Source organism: Saliphagus infecundisoli (assembly GCF_020177375.1).
Lineage (GTDB): Archaea > Halobacteriota > Halobacteria > Halobacteriales > Natrialbaceae > Saliphagus > Saliphagus infecundisoli.
Genome location: NZ_JAIWHV010000013.1, coordinates 49,914 through 64,906, shown reverse-complemented (window position 1 = coordinate 64,906; position 14,993 = coordinate 49,914). Strand labels below are relative to the sequence as shown.

Annotated in this window: 7 protein-coding genes; 5 read left to right on the top strand and 2 right to left on the bottom strand. The window is 65.7% G+C overall.

Translation table 11 applies throughout. The features are described from left to right. Positions 1-11: 11 nt before the first annotated feature. A complete protein-coding gene (locus LCF40_RS14620) occupies positions 12-1,982 on the top strand; it encodes an ABC transporter substrate-binding protein (RefSeq protein ID WP_224828978.1) in 1,971 nt (656 codons plus the stop codon). Between the two features lie 295 nt (positions 1,983-2,277). On the opposite strand, the gene LCF40_RS14615 is transcribed toward LCF40_RS14620, so the two are convergent. Next, positions 2,278-3,093, bottom strand: a complete 816-nt coding sequence (locus LCF40_RS14615; RefSeq protein ID WP_224828977.1) for an IS5 family transposase — start codon at positions 3,091-3,093, stop codon at positions 2,278-2,280. A gap of 981 nt (positions 3,094-4,074) precedes the next feature. Between LCF40_RS14615 and LCF40_RS14610 the strand changes: the two genes are divergently transcribed. The 3 genes from LCF40_RS14610 to LCF40_RS14600 all read left to right on the top strand — a co-directional run bounded on the left by LCF40_RS14610 (position 4,075) and on the right by LCF40_RS14600 (position 11,716). Beyond that, positions 4,075-5,802, top strand: a complete 1,728-nt coding sequence (locus tag LCF40_RS14610; protein ID WP_224828976.1) for a family 20 glycosylhydrolase — start codon at positions 4,075-4,077, stop codon at positions 5,800-5,802. A 161-nt stretch (positions 5,803-5,963) separates the two neighbouring features. Then, positions 5,964-10,223, top strand: coding sequence for a PKD domain-containing protein (locus tag LCF40_RS14605; RefSeq protein WP_224828975.1), 4,260 nt, complete (start codon positions 5,964-5,966; stop codon positions 10,221-10,223). 68 nt (positions 10,224-10,291) lie between these two features. Continuing rightward, a complete protein-coding gene (locus LCF40_RS14600) occupies positions 10,292-11,716 on the top strand; it encodes a sulfatase-like hydrolase/transferase (RefSeq protein WP_224828974.1) in 1,425 nt (474 codons plus the stop codon). Here the strand turns inward: LCF40_RS14600 and LCF40_RS14595 are convergent, their stop codons facing one another. Then, the gene (locus LCF40_RS14595; RefSeq protein WP_224828973.1) at positions 11,717-13,771 is read right to left on the bottom strand and encodes a gamma-glutamyltransferase family protein; all 2,055 of its coding nucleotides are present in this window, start codon (positions 13,769-13,771) and stop codon (positions 11,717-11,719) included. A 125-nt stretch (positions 13,772-13,896) separates the two neighbouring features. Here LCF40_RS14595 and LCF40_RS14590 point away from each other — a divergent pair, with 125 nt between their 5' ends. Beyond that, positions 13,897-14,991, top strand: coding sequence for a M14 family zinc carboxypeptidase (locus LCF40_RS14590; RefSeq protein ID WP_224828972.1), 1,095 nt, complete (start codon positions 13,897-13,899; stop codon positions 14,989-14,991). The last annotated feature ends 2 nt before the right edge of the window (positions 14,992-14,993 follow it).

Sequence of the window (14,993 nt, the reverse complement as noted above, 5' to 3'; positions counted from 1 at the left end):
ACGCGTATGGTATGCCAAATCCTGACAAGTATGATAGCATCGACTCCGCAGCGGAGTTCCTCTCCCGGCGGCGGATGTTGGCGGCGAGCGCGGCCGCGGTCGGTTCCGGGTTCGCCGGCTGTCTCGGCGGCGACGGTGGGAACGGCAACGGCAACGACGGTAACGGAAACGGCAACGGGGACGGAAACGATAGCGGGAACAGTAATGGAAACGGCAACGGGAATGGAAACGGCAACGGGAACGGAAACGATAGCGGGAACGGCAACGGCGGGTCGGGTGACGATACCACCATCACCACGTTCATGCAGTCGATTCCCGGCGAAATGAACTTTAACACGTGGGCGCCCAGCTATCCCTGGACGCCCACGTGGCTCCTCCTCGAGCCGGTCATCCGATACTACGCCGATGGTTCCGTCAGCCTCGAGATGATCGAGGACTGGGACTACGATGGCGACAGCCAAGAAGTGACGGTTCACTTCAACGATGAGTTTACCTGGTGGAACGGCGACCAGGTAAACGCCGCCGACAAGTACTGGTACGAGGAGACTGCTCGTCTCCTCAATCCCGAGTCGAGCGACATCGCACAGCTCACACTCGAAAACGACGGCCAGACGCTCGTTCGCGAGTACAAGAACCAGCAGAACCCGCAACTGCTCGAGTATGCCCTCGGCGGCTACCTCGGTGAGATGATGCGGACCCACCGAGACAGCTTCCAACCGTGGGCCGAGGAACTCCAAGATGCCTCGAGTGGCGAAGAGCGCACGGAGATCCAGGAGCGCATGGCAGAGGAGATGCCGCTCAACATCCAGACCGTCATGGAGGACGGCCTCGGCAACGGTCCGTTCCGAATCGTCGACTACAATGAACAGGGGATCTACTGCGAACTCCACGACGGTCATCCCTACTCCGACCAGATCAACATCGACCGGCTCGACTATGAGCTTGCGGCCGACGAGGCCGTCGCCCAGAATATCATGGGCGGCGAGTACGACTTCGGCTATTCGACGCTGGCAAACTGGCTTGGAGATAGCACTCCGGACAACGCCGAGACGATAGCCGAGTACCAGGACACGTTCATGCGAAAGCTCGAGTTCCAGATGCAGGGCCCTGGATCGAAACACACCCGGAACCTGAACTTCCGACGCGCAGTCATCCACGCCCTCAGCCTCGAGAACATCTCCGGGAACGAATCGAGCGAAACGACGCCCCGGACGCTCCAGACCGGTCTCACCGAAAATGTGACCAACGAGTGGCTCGGCGATTACGTGAGCGACTTTATCGAGTATCCCGTCCAAGGCGATGAGAGTGGCGCGGCGGAACTGCTTCAGGAGGAGGGCTATGAACAGGATGGCGACGCCTGGCTCGGGCCCGACGGGGAGCAGGTTTCCCTGGAGTTCGTGATCCCCCAGCGGGAGTCGAACCCTGCTCGGACGATCACCGACCAACTCTCGCAGTTTGGGTTCGAAGTGAACCTGAGTTCCCTCGAGGGTGCCGCATACAATGACCGGACCGAGGACAGCATCGACTTTGACCTGTCAATATTTAGCCACGGGTCGCTGGCCGCACACCCGTCTTCGTTCTTCCGGCCGACCCACAAGGCCGGCAACGACCTGGGCGAACAAGCTGTCATCGTTGACGCGATCGAGAACGGCGAGGAGCGGTCGCCGTACAACGGGAAGGAGCTCGTCGTCGAGATTCCAGAAGAGGTCGGCCAAGAAGATCTTTCGGGGTCTACTCAGGAGATTAATCTCTACAATCGCTACCAAGAGTGGAGTACTGCCCAGTCCGATGAAGAGAACCTACAGTTCGCCGAGACGTTCAGTTGGGTCTGGAATTTCTATCTCCCTGGGATCGACATGTACGAGCAAATCAACGGCTCGTGGGGAAAGACCGACGAGTGGGAGTTCGAGGTCAACCAGGACTGGGAGGCCTACCGAGGCGCCTACCGTGCCGTAAAGCGCGGGCTCATCTCACCCCAGTAACCCCCGGCTCCGAGTCAATCGGTTCGATTCGATCAAGGCTTCCCGTGTGATGGAGTGTTCAAGCTTGATTTTCCTAGTGTTTTGCCTTGTTGAATCGCATGACTGCGTCGAGGTAAGGCCGGTCATTCATACGTTCACGGCGTTAGAGACGGGATTTCGGGATCAGAAGATGTAGTAGCGGTCGCTACTGATGCGTGCTGAAGAGTCAGAACTATGGTATCTTGGTCTCTTGGTTCGGTGACGGCGGCGATGTCTCTCCCGGATACGCCCGGAGAAAGAGAGCAGGCGGCGAGCCCTAACTCGCCGCCTGCGTGAGGTTATGCACGATACACTTCCGTGTGAGCTCCCGGAATTGGCCGTGCCAACTCCGGGAGCGTAACTTCTCGCCGTCGTCCTCTTTCAACTGCGAGAAGCCTGTTTCACTCATCCAGCGCTGGTTGTAGTCCTCGTTCATCCGGGCGTTGTGGGCCTTCTGTAACGGTGTCTGTTCTCTGTGCTTGATCAACGGTCGCGTTGATTCGGAGCGACACTCCTCACGGAGGTCGCTCCACGAGTAGTTCGCGTCAGCAGACATCACGCACAGGTCTTCCGCGTTCCGGCGGAAGACCTGCATCCCAATATGACCGTCCCAGGCCTTCTTCGTCGTGTAATGAACGTCCTTGATCGCCAGCGAGTGCACGTCGATCAAGATCGTTGTCTTCATCGACTGGAACGAGTAGTTCGCGCGGTCGCGATAGTGGTGACTGGTTTGATCGCGCTGGAAGCCACTCGCGTCAATGGCCGCTTCTCCGCTCCAGCCTGCCTGCTCCGCCGAAGCGCGGAGCAGGCGGCGGAGTTCGCGCATCCGATACTCTTGTTCCCACCGGCAGAGCGAACTGTAGTGCGGTGCCTCATCGAGGTCAAACTCGGCGAGGACGCCGGGCATCTCGTCAAGGTAATCCTCAGTCTCGCGAAGGCTCTTCTCGAGTTCGATACGGAACAGAATCAACGCGATCTGTGCCCACTCGGCGTACCCGTCCGCGCCCTCGGGCGCGGCGGGTACGTCCGGATCGTCAACGTGCTGTTTGGCAAGGTCTCGACACATCCGCGCCAGCCGTCTGAGCGATACCATATCGCCAGACGGCGTCCAAATCCTGGTGAGCCTGACGGAATCTTGCTGTGAGAGCCTCTGAAGCTGCCGTTAATCAGCGGCAAAACAAGGCATAGTGTTTCCAAGGATGTCAAGGTTTGAGTGTGGCATTGTCAGAGCGGTAAAGGCTATCAACCACGATTGGGTTAAGCTGGTGGTGCTACGGAAGAAAAATCGATGGTAGAGGTGTATAGTTCGATAGTTGAGGATACCGAACTAGGCTTCGATGAGCGAGTGATTTCCCTCCGTTTCATGTTCGTACTTGCAATCTGAGAGCGTGGACAGCCGATCGTAACAGGGATCGCGGTCGTCCCCCACCAGTGCGAAACCGCGGCATTAGTCAAGCACGTCCTTCAAATTGGCAGCGAAGCAAGACTTTGCCGGCCGAGAGAGGCCTCGACGGCAAGTATTTCGGGTCCCTCACACCCGACTGCCACTTAGACGTAATGCTCGGTACCGTCGGTTTCGATTGTCGTCTCGTCGGTGGCTACCTCGTGGCGAGCCCGGCAGTCCGGATCGAACAGATTCTCTAACCGGTGGAACGTCTGTTTGATCTCATACGAGCTGTCCACGAGCTCGAAAGGCCAATACGAGAGGCCTACATGATGCAAAAATACCGCGAAGATGTATATGCCCTGCCATACCTTCGCAGGAAAATACGTCTCGCTGGCGCGCCTTCTGAACCATGCGGTTGAGCATCATTGAGTCACCAGAGGGTGTTATAGAATCCTTCATACACCCCGATAACAGTCCGTGAAGCGGTCACCTTTGAAATCGGTATTTTCGCCGTTTTGCAGAACCCGTGGTAGGGGACCTCTCAACTGATCGTAGAAAGACATGAAAATTATTCTATGTTATCATGAAAACAATATATCCTTACTCGGCGGCTTCCTTCGCGCTAAGATTGGTACTTTTTCTCCTGGCGGGAAAACGGTTAAGCTGGTCGGTTCCCTCGTCGGAACCATGACCGAGCCGCCCGTCCTGCCGAGGCCGCGCCACGTTCGGAGGGGGTCGGACGTCGTCCGGATCGAACCGCCGTTCCGTATTTCCTCGAGCGGTGGCGACGTCGATCCGGCCGCATCGCTTCTCGGGGATCTCCTCAAGCGGGAGACGACCGAACCTTCCCGCCGAATCGAAGCGGGAGTCGAGGGGGCCGACGTCCAACTGGAGATCATTAAGAAGCCAAGCGAGCGGTTCGACGACCCGGAGGGATACGTCCTCCGTGCGGATCCGGATGCCGACGCCGTCGAGATCCGGTCCGCGACAACTGCCGGGCTCCGCCACGGTTGCCAGTCGCTCGTGACGGCCCTCGTCCGGGACGGAGAGAGGTGGACGCTTCCGGCAGGGAAAATCCACGACTGGCCGGAGACCAACTGGCGCGGGCTCATGCTCGACCCCGCTCGGGGCTTTCTCTCCGTCGAACGGGTCAAACGGCGGATCGACCAGGCCGCCCGGGCGAAGCTGAACCGACTCCACCTCCACCTGCTCGACGACGAGGGGTACGCCCTCGAGTCTACGGCCTACCCGGAGCTGAACCGCGATCTCGACGGGAGCGAGCGCCCGGCGTACTCGCCGGACGACGTCGAGGAGCTGGTCGCGTACGCCGGCCGACGCGGGATCGAGATCGTCCCCGAGATCGACGTCCCGGCCCACGCAGAACACGTTCTCGAGCGCCATCCCGAACTCCGGTGTACCGTTCCGGACGGCGAGCCCTCCGACCGGACGATCTGTATCGGGAGCGAGGAGAGCTACGAGTTCCTCGAGACCCTCTTGGAGGAGGTGATCGAGGTGTTTCCCTTCGAGGTCGTCCACCTCGGAGGCGACGAGTGGGAGATGCACGGCCACTCCTGGGAGGAGTGTGCGGACTGCCGGGAGCGGATGGCCGCCGAGGGCTTCGAGACGCCGACCGACCACTTCTATTCGTTCGTCCGCCGGCTCCACGGCTTCCTCGAGAGCCACGACCGGCGGACCATGCTCTGGAACGACCAGATCGACGTCTCGGAGTCGCCGGACCTCCCCAGAAATATTCTGATCCAGTTCTGGCGCGTCGCCGCCCCGGGCCGCGGACCCGTCGATGGCTGTAGCATGGCGCGGTTCGTCGAGGAGGGGTTCGAGGTGGTCAACTCCTACGTCCACGCGGCCTACGTCCGGGGGTGGATCGGGGAGGAGTACATGCGCGGCTGGGCGCCCCGGCGCCGCCCGAGCGTCCCCGAGGGACGGGAGTCGATGGTCGGCGGCGGCGAACTCGCCGCCTGGGAGCCCTCGAGCGAGGAGCGACGGCAGTATTTCGAGCGGGCGCTCCCGTCGGCGATTCCCCTGTTCGCCGACCGGCTCTGGAACCCCGACCCCGTCGAGGGTGGATCCGCGATCTCGTCCACGGTGACCCGTCACGCGCTCGGCCCGTTCGTCCCCGACGGGGGAGACGTCTACCGGGAGCTCGGTGGGCTGATCCTCCCGACGAACTGGAAGCGCTCGGATCCCGACCCGCCGGCCCATCCGGATCGCTCGCTTCCCGATCTCTCGCCAACGGAGGCCCGCTCGGAGTACGAGGAAACGATCGAGACGTTGACCGGGCTTCGCGATTCGGGGCGGGTGGTGTACCCCGAGACCGCGTCGGCGTACGTCGATGCCCTCGAGTGGCTTCTCGAGGTCGCCGAGCGCGACGGGCGTGGCGTGCTCGACCGGCCCTGAAAGCGGGTCGGAGGTCGCGGCGTCCGTCGGATGTTCGTAGCGGAGACGCCAGTCGGGACCCTCCGTGATCGCCGTTTCCGCTCGCTCCGACGACGTTCATCGCTCGGTGTTAGTAGTAATTTCCAAAAGATATATTATTCCCGGGTGTATCGTGTGAACGGATGGCACCCAACGATACCGACGGAAACGGCAACGACTGGTCCCGGGAGGGGCTGAGTTCGGTCCTCGATCGGACGGGGCGGTTCGACGTGTCGCGGCGGTCGATGCTCGCGACGACCGGTGTCGGTGTGATCGGCGGACTGCTCTCGCCAACCGGAACGGCCACCCAGGAAGGTGACGGGCAGTACCACCGCAAGACGCGGCCGACGATGTGGACCGAAGCGGACCGCGAGAACGCCCAGCAGAACATCGACCGCTACGACTGGGCGGAGAACGAACGCGACGGCGCGGTCAGCGGGGCCGAGGGCCGCCTCGACGCATACGACCGAGACTTAGACCGGCTCTGGAGTCTGGTGACGTCTCAAAAGGTTCCCCGTGCTGGCGGCATCGCGGCCGAGCGGAACGTCCTGGGAGGGATCAGTAGCCCGGGAACCGACCGTCCCTGGAAGATCGAGACGACGGTCTCCGACCCCCACGGCGAGGGGAACCTGGTCCTCCCGACGAACGACTTCGGGGCCTATCGCGAGAGCGGGCTGGACGACCGCGGGATGTTCGACCCCGACCTCGCGGACGACTCGCTGCTGGTCAACGAGGAACACCCCGAGATGGGCGAGGGCTGGGGCGTAGACGACGGCTGGGGGTGGATCGACGGCGAGGACGACCTCGGTCTGGGCGAGGGCAACCGCTGGAACCTCGTCGCCTACTACAACCACTGGTTCGTCTGGCGACCCGGCGGCATCAGACGGATTCTGGCCTCGTTGTCCGACGGCTACCTGCTCGCCGAGGACCCCGAGTACGCGATCGCCGGGCTGGTGATGCTGGACCGTATCGCCGACGTCTACCCCGAGATGACCATCGCGGACTACCAGCGAAACGCCGACGGCTTCTGGAACAACCACGGCGGCCGACAGACCGGACGGATCATTGGCTCCCACTGGGAGGGGAATCTGGCCCGCAACCTGCTCGTCGCCTACGACGCCTTCTTCCCCGCCCTGGACGACCAGGACGTCGCGGACGCGGTCGTCGAGTTCCTCGACGGAAAGACCGAGGAGTATCCCGGACTGGAGGGAAAGGACTCGGCCGTGGCGGTCCACGAGAACATCGAGGAGAACTACGTTCAGGAGATGCTTCCCGCGGCCAAGGATTCACAGATGGCCCCCGGACGGGGACAGCTCTCGGCGGTCGCGATCTCGGCGCGCGTCCAGGACGACACGCGCGAGGCCGGCTACACCCGCGAGGCCCTCGAGTGGGTGTTCCAGCCGGGCGAGGAGGTCTTCGACGGCGACGTCTGGAACGAGGAGCCCGAGAACTGGTACACGACCGGCGGGAACGTGCTGGCGCCGATCGTAGACGAGGCGGATCGGGACGGCTACTGGCACGAGGGATCGCTCGGCTACAACCGGATCCGGATGTCCTCAATCCGCCAGGTCGCCGAGAACCTCCAGGGGTACGACGGGTTCGACGGGGCGAACCTCTACCAGCATCCGAAGTTCCAGAACGCCCTGAAGATCAACGCTGACCTGCTCCTATTGGACTCGTTTTCGCCCGCGCTGGGCGACACCCACTATCCGTCGGGAACCGAGTGGAGCACGAGCGCGATCGAAGCCGGCTACGAGGTGACGGGCGACCCGGAGTTCGCCCAGTTGTGGCACTACTCGAACGGCTACTCGACGGCGGGGATGCGGGGATCGATCTACGACGCCGAACCCGAGGGCCTCGCCGACGAGATCCAGTCGGTCATCGACGCCGAGGGCCCCCTCGACGTCCCGAGTACGAACCTCGCGGGCTTCGGCTTCGCGGCGCTTCGCGACGGGGAGAACTACACCGCCGGCTCGTTCGGCGTGACCTACGACACCTCCGACCTGTTCGCCGACGCCTCCGCGGCGGTCGACGACAGCTTCGACGAGGCCATCCAGTTCGAGGCCGACGAGGCGGGCGAGTGGTGGAGCTTCGAGTTCGACGTCGAGGAGGCAGGCGAGTACGAACTCGAGATCGAGGCGCTGTTCGTCGGCACGTACGGCATCTACGAACTTTACATCGACGACGAGTACGTCGACACGGTCGACTTCATGGCCGACGGCAGCGGTCGGGAGGTCCTGACGTACGTCCGAGACCTCCCCGAGGGGACCTCCACGATGCGCTGGGACTGTGTCGGACAGAACGACGACGCGGGCGGCTACAGCATGGCGCTGTACTACCTGACGCTGCTCGACGAACGGGAGCGCGAGCGAAAGGAGAAGGTCACCCTCGGGAACGTCAAGCGCGCGGTGTGGATGTATTACGGCCGCAACGGCGTCGAGGGCGGTGGCACCTCCCACGCCCACCGGGACACGCTCCAGATCGGCGTCGCGGCCAACGAAATGGACCTCGCCCGGGACGTCGGGTATCCGGCCGAAACCGGCGACCATCCCCCGAGCCGGATGTACACCGACAACACGATCAGTCACAACACGGTGATGGTCGACGAACGCGGCCAGAAACACCACTGGGTCGGCAATCCTCGCCACTTCGAGGGGGACGACGAGCGGGTCGACCTGATCGACGTCGAGGCGCCACACTGCTACGACGCCACGGAGGAGTACCGTCGGACGACCGCCCTGATCACCGTCGGCCAGGAACGCTCCTACGCCGTCGACTTCTTCGACGTCGCCGGCGGCGACCACCACCGATACGGCTTCCACGCGACGAAAGCCGGAGTTACCACCGAGGGACTCGATCTCGAGGCCCAGGAGGGCGGAACGCTCGCCGGTCCGGACGTTCCCTACGGCGACGACGACTACGATAGCACTCGGGATCCCCGCTCTGCGGGCTCGGGGATGAACTACTTCGATAACGTCGAGCGCGACGACGATCCGTCGGAGAAGGTCACCGTCGACTGGGACGTCGAGGACCACTACAACTTCCGGGACGACGACGCCGAGGAGGTCCACCTTCGGCTGACCAGCATCGGCGACTTCGACGAGGTCGCCCTCGCCGACGCCCATCCGCCCGACAGCAGCGGCGGGTCCGCGCCGGAGGACGATCTGAGATACGCCTTCCTCGACCGGAGCGGGTCGGAGATGGAGACCACGTTCACGTCCGTGATCGAGCACTACGAGGGCGACCGCGCCGTCGAGTCGATCGAGGAGGCCGACGTCACGGGCGGCGAGGGCCACGCGCTGAAGGTGACCCTCTCGAACGGACGCACGGACTACGTGGTCCGTTCGCTCGATAGCGACGCGACGCTCACCGTCGACGACACCTTCCAGTTCAGGGGGTTCTTCGGGCTCTATTCGGTCGAGGACGGGGAGCCCGAGTACGCGTACGTCCACGACGGGACCCGACTCCAGCCCACCACCGACGGCCAGTTGATCCAGGAGAACGCGAACGAGGTCCGCGGGACCGTCGACGCCTTCACGAAGGGGATGACCCTAGACAACGAACTCGAGGTCCAGGCCGATGGAGACCGCCGTCACGTCGACCGCCACGCCGGCTTCGTCTACGTCGACAACGACGATACGAATCCCCACCAGGGAGATCCGGACCCGAAAGAACGCATCGACGAGCGCGACCAGCGCGGCCGGGGCAACGGCGCCTACCCGATCGAGGGAGTCGAGTCGAGCGGGAACACCCTCGCGTTCGACGTCGGGAAGAAGACCTTCACCCGGGACTTCGTCGATCCCGACGAACTCGAGGACGGGGGCTACCACTACGTCATCGGCGAGGGCGACGACGTCCGGGTTCCGCTCGCGACCTCGTGGTCGCCCGGCGGCGAGCGGCCGCCGGTTTCGGAGGTGCTCGACGTTCGCCAGGAACACTGGCTCGACGAGCGAGAGTACATCCTCGAGATCGTCGGCAACGACGTCTGGGCGGCCGACTGGGAGTTCGGCGACGACACCCGTGCGTCGGGCCATTACGTCCGGCATACCTACGAGGAGGACGGCACGTACGAGGTTACCCTCACCGCGACGATCGACGGCGAGGAGTACACCTACACCGAGACGATCGAGGTCGAGGGAGGACCGAGCGACGGCGGCGACGGGCCGCCCGCCGAGGAGGTGTACGACGTCCGCCGGGAGGACTGGCTCGCCGATCGGGAGTACGTCTTCGAGATCGTCGGCGATGACGTCTGGGACGCCGAGTGGGAGTTCGGCGATGGCTACGAGGCCTCCGGACACTACCTCCGGCACACCTACGGGGAGGCTGGAACGTACGAGTTCACCCTCCTCGCGACGATCGGCGGGGAGGAGTACGTCTACGCCGATACCGTCGAGGTCGAGTAGATCGGCGCCCCCCTCCGGGGCCTTCGAACGGGCACCAGACGTAAGGCGGAATCCGTCGTAGCCGGCGTATGGCCGATCGACCGAACGTGCTGTTGATCACGACCGACCAGCACCGGGGGAGCGCGATCGGGGCCGATCCGGCGAGTCCCCGGGACGCCCACGGCGACCCGCTGGTCCACACGCCGACGCTCGACTCGCTCGTCGGCGAGGGGGCGATGTTCACCCGGGCGTACACCCCGGCACCGTCGTCGATCCCCGCCAGGCGGTGTCTCTGGACCGGGCGACGCCCCGCGAACGTCGACGCGACGACCTACCACGGGCGACCCTGGACGTTCGAGCCGACGCTGGCCGGCCTCCTCCGGGAGGCGGGCTACCGGACGCGACTGACCGGGAAGACCCACGCGATTCCGGCCGGCAACCGGATCGGGTTCGAGGAGACGGTCCTCCACGCCGGCCTCTCGGGACGCGAGGACGACTACTCCCGGTGGCTCGCCCGCGAACGCGAAGGCGCCGACGAGATCGGCCACGGCGTCGGGCGAAACTCCTGGGACGCCCGGCCCTGGCACTTAGACGAGCAGGCCCACCCGACGGTCTGGACCACCGATCGGGCGATCGAGTTCCTCGACGACCGGGACCCGACGCGGCCGTTCTTCCACTACGTCTCCTACGTCCGGCCCCACCAGCCCTACGACCCGCCGCGGGCCGCCTGGGAGCACTACGACGGGCGGGAGATCCCCGACCCGCCGGTCGGCGACTGGGCGAGGGGAATATACGGCGATCGGGTTCCGGCGTACCCGTCGACGAACGCCTGGCTCGCGGACCTCCCCCGCGAGGTCGTCCACCGGGCCCGGGTGGGCTACTACGGCTCGGTGACCCACGTCGACCGCCAGATCGGGCGGCTGCTCCGGGCCGCCGATCTGGAGAATACCCTCGTGATCTTCGCCTCGGATCACGGCGATATGCTCGGCGACCACGGCCTCTGGCGGAAGACCTTCGCCTACGAGGGCTCCGCCCGGGTCCCCCTGATCGTCCGTCCCCCGGACCGGGTGGAGCGTCCGAGGGGCCGGGAGGTCCCCCGACCGGTCGGGCTCGAGGACCTCCTCCCGACGATCCTCGAGGCGGCGGGCGTCGAGGTCCCCGGATCGGTCGACGGCCGGTCGCTGTGGCCGCTGATGGAGGGGGACGCGGAGTGGCGCTCTCACTATCACGGCGAACACGGGCCGACCTACGACCCGAAGACGGGGACGCAGTTCCTCGTGAGCGAGGACGCGAAGTACGTCTGGCACCCCACGACGGGCGACGAACTCCTCTTCGACCTCGCGGACGACCCCCTCGAGACCCGCAACCTCGCCGGCGAGCGCTCCGAGGAACTCCCGACGTGGCGCGACCGGCTCGTCGATCGGCTCGCGGGCCGGCCGGAAGGGTTCACCGACGGCGATCGGCTGCTCCCGGTGGAGGCCGGGGAAGCCTGGAACCCGACCGGCTCGTCGTGATCAGGGCGGGCCGCCGTTTCCCCGGCCCGGACGGTCGCCGCCGTGGCCCGGCGGATCGTTCCCGTTTCCGGGGTGGTCGCCGCCCTCGCCCGGCGGGCCGCCGGGATGGTCGTCCTCCTCGCCGAGCCCTGGCGGGCCCCTACCGGGGACGTCCGCCGGGGGCCCACGCGGCGGGCGGCCGACGTCCTCGCCGCTGGCGCCGACGACGCCGCCGCCCCGGCGGGGATCGTAGACGCCCATCGGGCCGTCGCGGTCGACGGCGACCATCTGCGTGTCGCCCAGCGGCCCCGTGGGCTCGTCGGCCATCGTGTACCCCATCGACTCGAGCCCGTCGATCGTGTCCTCGGGGACCGCCGCCTCGTACTCGCCGGTGAAGACGTACATCCGCGGGTGGGCGACGGCCTCCTCCAGGCTCATCCCGTACTCGAGGACGTTGACGAGGACGTCGGCGACGACCTGGGAGATGACGATGCCGCCGGGCGAGCCACACGTGAGGAACGGTTCCCCGTCCCGGAGGACGAGCGTCGGCGCGGCGGTGGTGTTGTACCGCCGGAGCGGGCCCAGGCGGTCGGGGCCGGTCTCGCCGAGCTGGGCGATCGAGTTGTTGAGGAAGAAGCCGTAGCCGGGGACCACGGCACCGGTGCCGAAGCCCGAGGAGAGCGTGCCGGTGAAGGAGACGACGTTGCCCTCGCCGTCGGCGACCGAGAAGTGGGTCGTGTCCTCGGTCGTCGGCGGCTCGAACTCCCCGGGGACGTCCCCGTCGTCGACGCCGACGGGCGGGTCCGTCGTCCAGGGCTCGCCAGGCTGGCGGGCCCACGGGTCGCTCTCGGCACCCAGGAGGTCGGGGTTTCGCTCGTCGGGGTCGATCAGGTCACGGCGGCTCGCGATCAGGTCGTCCGAGAGGATTCCTCGAACCGGGACGTCGACGAACTCAGGGTCGCCCGTCGTCGAGATCATGGGGTTCTCGATCGTCGCACGGGCGGCCCACGTCCGGTGGTAGCGCGTCGCCGACAGTGGATCGTCCGGAAGCTCCATCCCCTCTATGATCTTCAGCATCCCAGGAACGACGAGACCCCCTTCGACCGGCGGGGGAGTCGAGAGCACGTCGACTGCCTTCCCGATCGTCGGATGGGAATCCTCGTAGGTCACCCGGGTCGGCGGGTCGATCGTCGGACGGTAGCTCCGAAGGTCGGCCATCTCCATGACCCCGCCCGCGTCCTGGACGAGGTCGACGATCGCCTCGCCGATCTCGCCCCGGTAGAAGGGGTCGATCCCTCCCTCCTCGATCAGCGACAGCGTCCCCGCGAGGTCCTCCTGGACGACGAGGTCGCCGGCCTCGAGGGGCTCGCCGTCGGGCGCCCAGATCTCGAGGGCGGCGTCGTTCATCCGCCAGACAACCGCCGAGAGGACGCTCGCGACCCGTTCGTCGAGCTCGAACCCCTCGGCGGCGATCTCTCTGGGTCGGGTCGCGAGGTCGCCCAGCGAGCGGGTGCCCCACCGCTTGAGCATGACGTCGAGCCCGCGCAGCGTCCCGGGCGTCCCGATCGAGATCCCGCCGTAGGAACGCTGGGCGGGCGGCTTCAGGTTCCCCTCGTCGTCGTAGCGCATCCCGACGGAGGCGTCGATCGGCGCGCGGGCCTGGCAGTTCAGCGTGACCGGACCGTCCTCGCTCGCGGAGTACCCCACAAGCATCCCGCTGCCGCCGAGCCCGGAGCCGTAGGGGTCGACGACCGTCAGCGCGAGCTGGACCGCCGCCGCGGCGTCGAAGGCGTTGCCGCCCGATTCCAGTACTTCGGCGCCGACCTCGGCGGCGATCGGGTGGGACGCCGAGACCACGCCCTCGGGGTCGGAGACGGACTCGACCTCCCAACCCTCGCTGCCGTCCTCGCCGTCGTCCTTCTCGTCTCCCTCGGCCGCCGCGCTCCCGGAGACGCCGGCCCCCGAGAGCCCGAGCGCGACGGCCGTTCCCCGCATGAACCGCCGCCGATCAGGCTCCCGTGAGACGCTCTTCTCAGACTCGTCCCCGCCGCTCTCTTCTCTGGCAGTATCTGACATGGCAACGTCTAGCTCTCCCTGACTCTCATTAAAACTATTGGTTATTTCGTTCGGAACGTCGTCGGCGACCGGCCCTCCCGGCCGCTGGAGAAGCTTTAACCCGAACGGCTCCGTCGATCGATCCCATGAGCGAGGAGACGGACACCATGACCCATGCGGAGGCCGTCGAGCGGATTCCCGACCGCGACCTCCCCGAGTTCTGGGTCGGCGACCGCAAGGGGGTCACCGATCAGCTGGCAGCCATCGACCGCGGGCGAATCGAGGAACTCGCCCGGTCGCCCGGCGACCGACCGATCCACGCCGTCACCTACGGCGAGTCGACCGACCGCGACCGGCGGGCGAACTACAACTCCGCGGTCGCCGCCCGCGACCCGACCCGCTACGTCGACCGAGGGGAGCGCGACCGGCCAGTCGTCTTCCTTCTGGGGCCAGTCCACGGCCACGAGGTCGAGGGGCTGACCGGTCTCTGTAACCTGCTGTCGGTCCTCGAAACGGGCCGGGATCTTGCAGACAACGAGCGGCCGACACTGCGGATCCTCGCAGATCGCTGTCGACTCGTCGTCATCCCCTGTGGCAACCCCGACGGACTCGCACGGTTCGAGCCCCGCTCGCTTGCGGGAATGACCCTCACCGACCTCGAGTTCTGGGGCCAGGGCACCCGGAGCGACAACCGGCTCACCGGCTACCCCGACGCGAAGGGGCACCATCCGATGACCGGCGACGAGGTCGACTTTCTCGGGTGTTACTTCGACGACGACGGGATTAACCCGATGCACGATGAGTTCTTCGACCCGATGGGGCCGGAGGCGCCCGCCATCCTCGACGCCGTCCGCCGCGAGGCCCCCGACGTCACCCTCTCGCTTCACAGCCACGCCTACCCGCCCGGGTTCGTCCGGACCTCCTACGTCCCCCTCGAGGCCCAGGCCGACGCCCGGGCGATCCACCGGTCGTACAACGAAGCCCTCTACGAACAGGATCTCTCGGCGTACGATCCGATCGAGGTCGCAGCCGAGAGCGGGTCTCCGCCGCCGTACTTCAACCTGCTGAGCGCCGCCCACCACACGAGTGGCACCCTCCCCCTGCTCCACGAGTCCGCCCACGGGCTCGCCGACGGATATTCGGGGGAGATCGACCACGAGGGGATTCTCGAGGCCCAGTTCGCGCTCTACGAGGCCGTTCTCCGGCACGCTCTCGACGGCACAGAGGGCGGGACGGCCTGATA

Bases quoted from the DNA above. Each gene is read 5' to 3' on its own strand.
- LCF40_RS14620 (WP_224828978.1), top strand. From the start codon at position 12: ATGCCAAATCCTGACAAGTATGATAGCATCGACTCCGCAGCGGAGTTC.
- LCF40_RS14615 (WP_224828977.1), bottom strand. From the start codon at position 3,093: ATGGTATCGCTCAGACGGCTGGCGCGGATGTGTCGAGACCTTGCCAAA.
- LCF40_RS14610 (WP_224828976.1), top strand. From the start codon at position 4,075: ATGACCGAGCCGCCCGTCCTGCCGAGGCCGCGCCACGTTCGGAGGGGG.
- LCF40_RS14605 (WP_224828975.1), top strand. From the start codon at position 5,964: ATGGCACCCAACGATACCGACGGAAACGGCAACGACTGGTCCCGGGAG.
- LCF40_RS14600 (WP_224828974.1), top strand. From the start codon at position 10,292: ATGGCCGATCGACCGAACGTGCTGTTGATCACGACCGACCAGCACCGG.
- LCF40_RS14595 (WP_224828973.1), bottom strand. From the start codon at position 13,771: ATGTCAGATACTGCCAGAGAAGAGAGCGGCGGGGACGAGTCTGAGAAG.
- LCF40_RS14590 (WP_224828972.1), top strand. From the start codon at position 13,897: ATGAGCGAGGAGACGGACACCATGACCCATGCGGAGGCCGTCGAGCGG.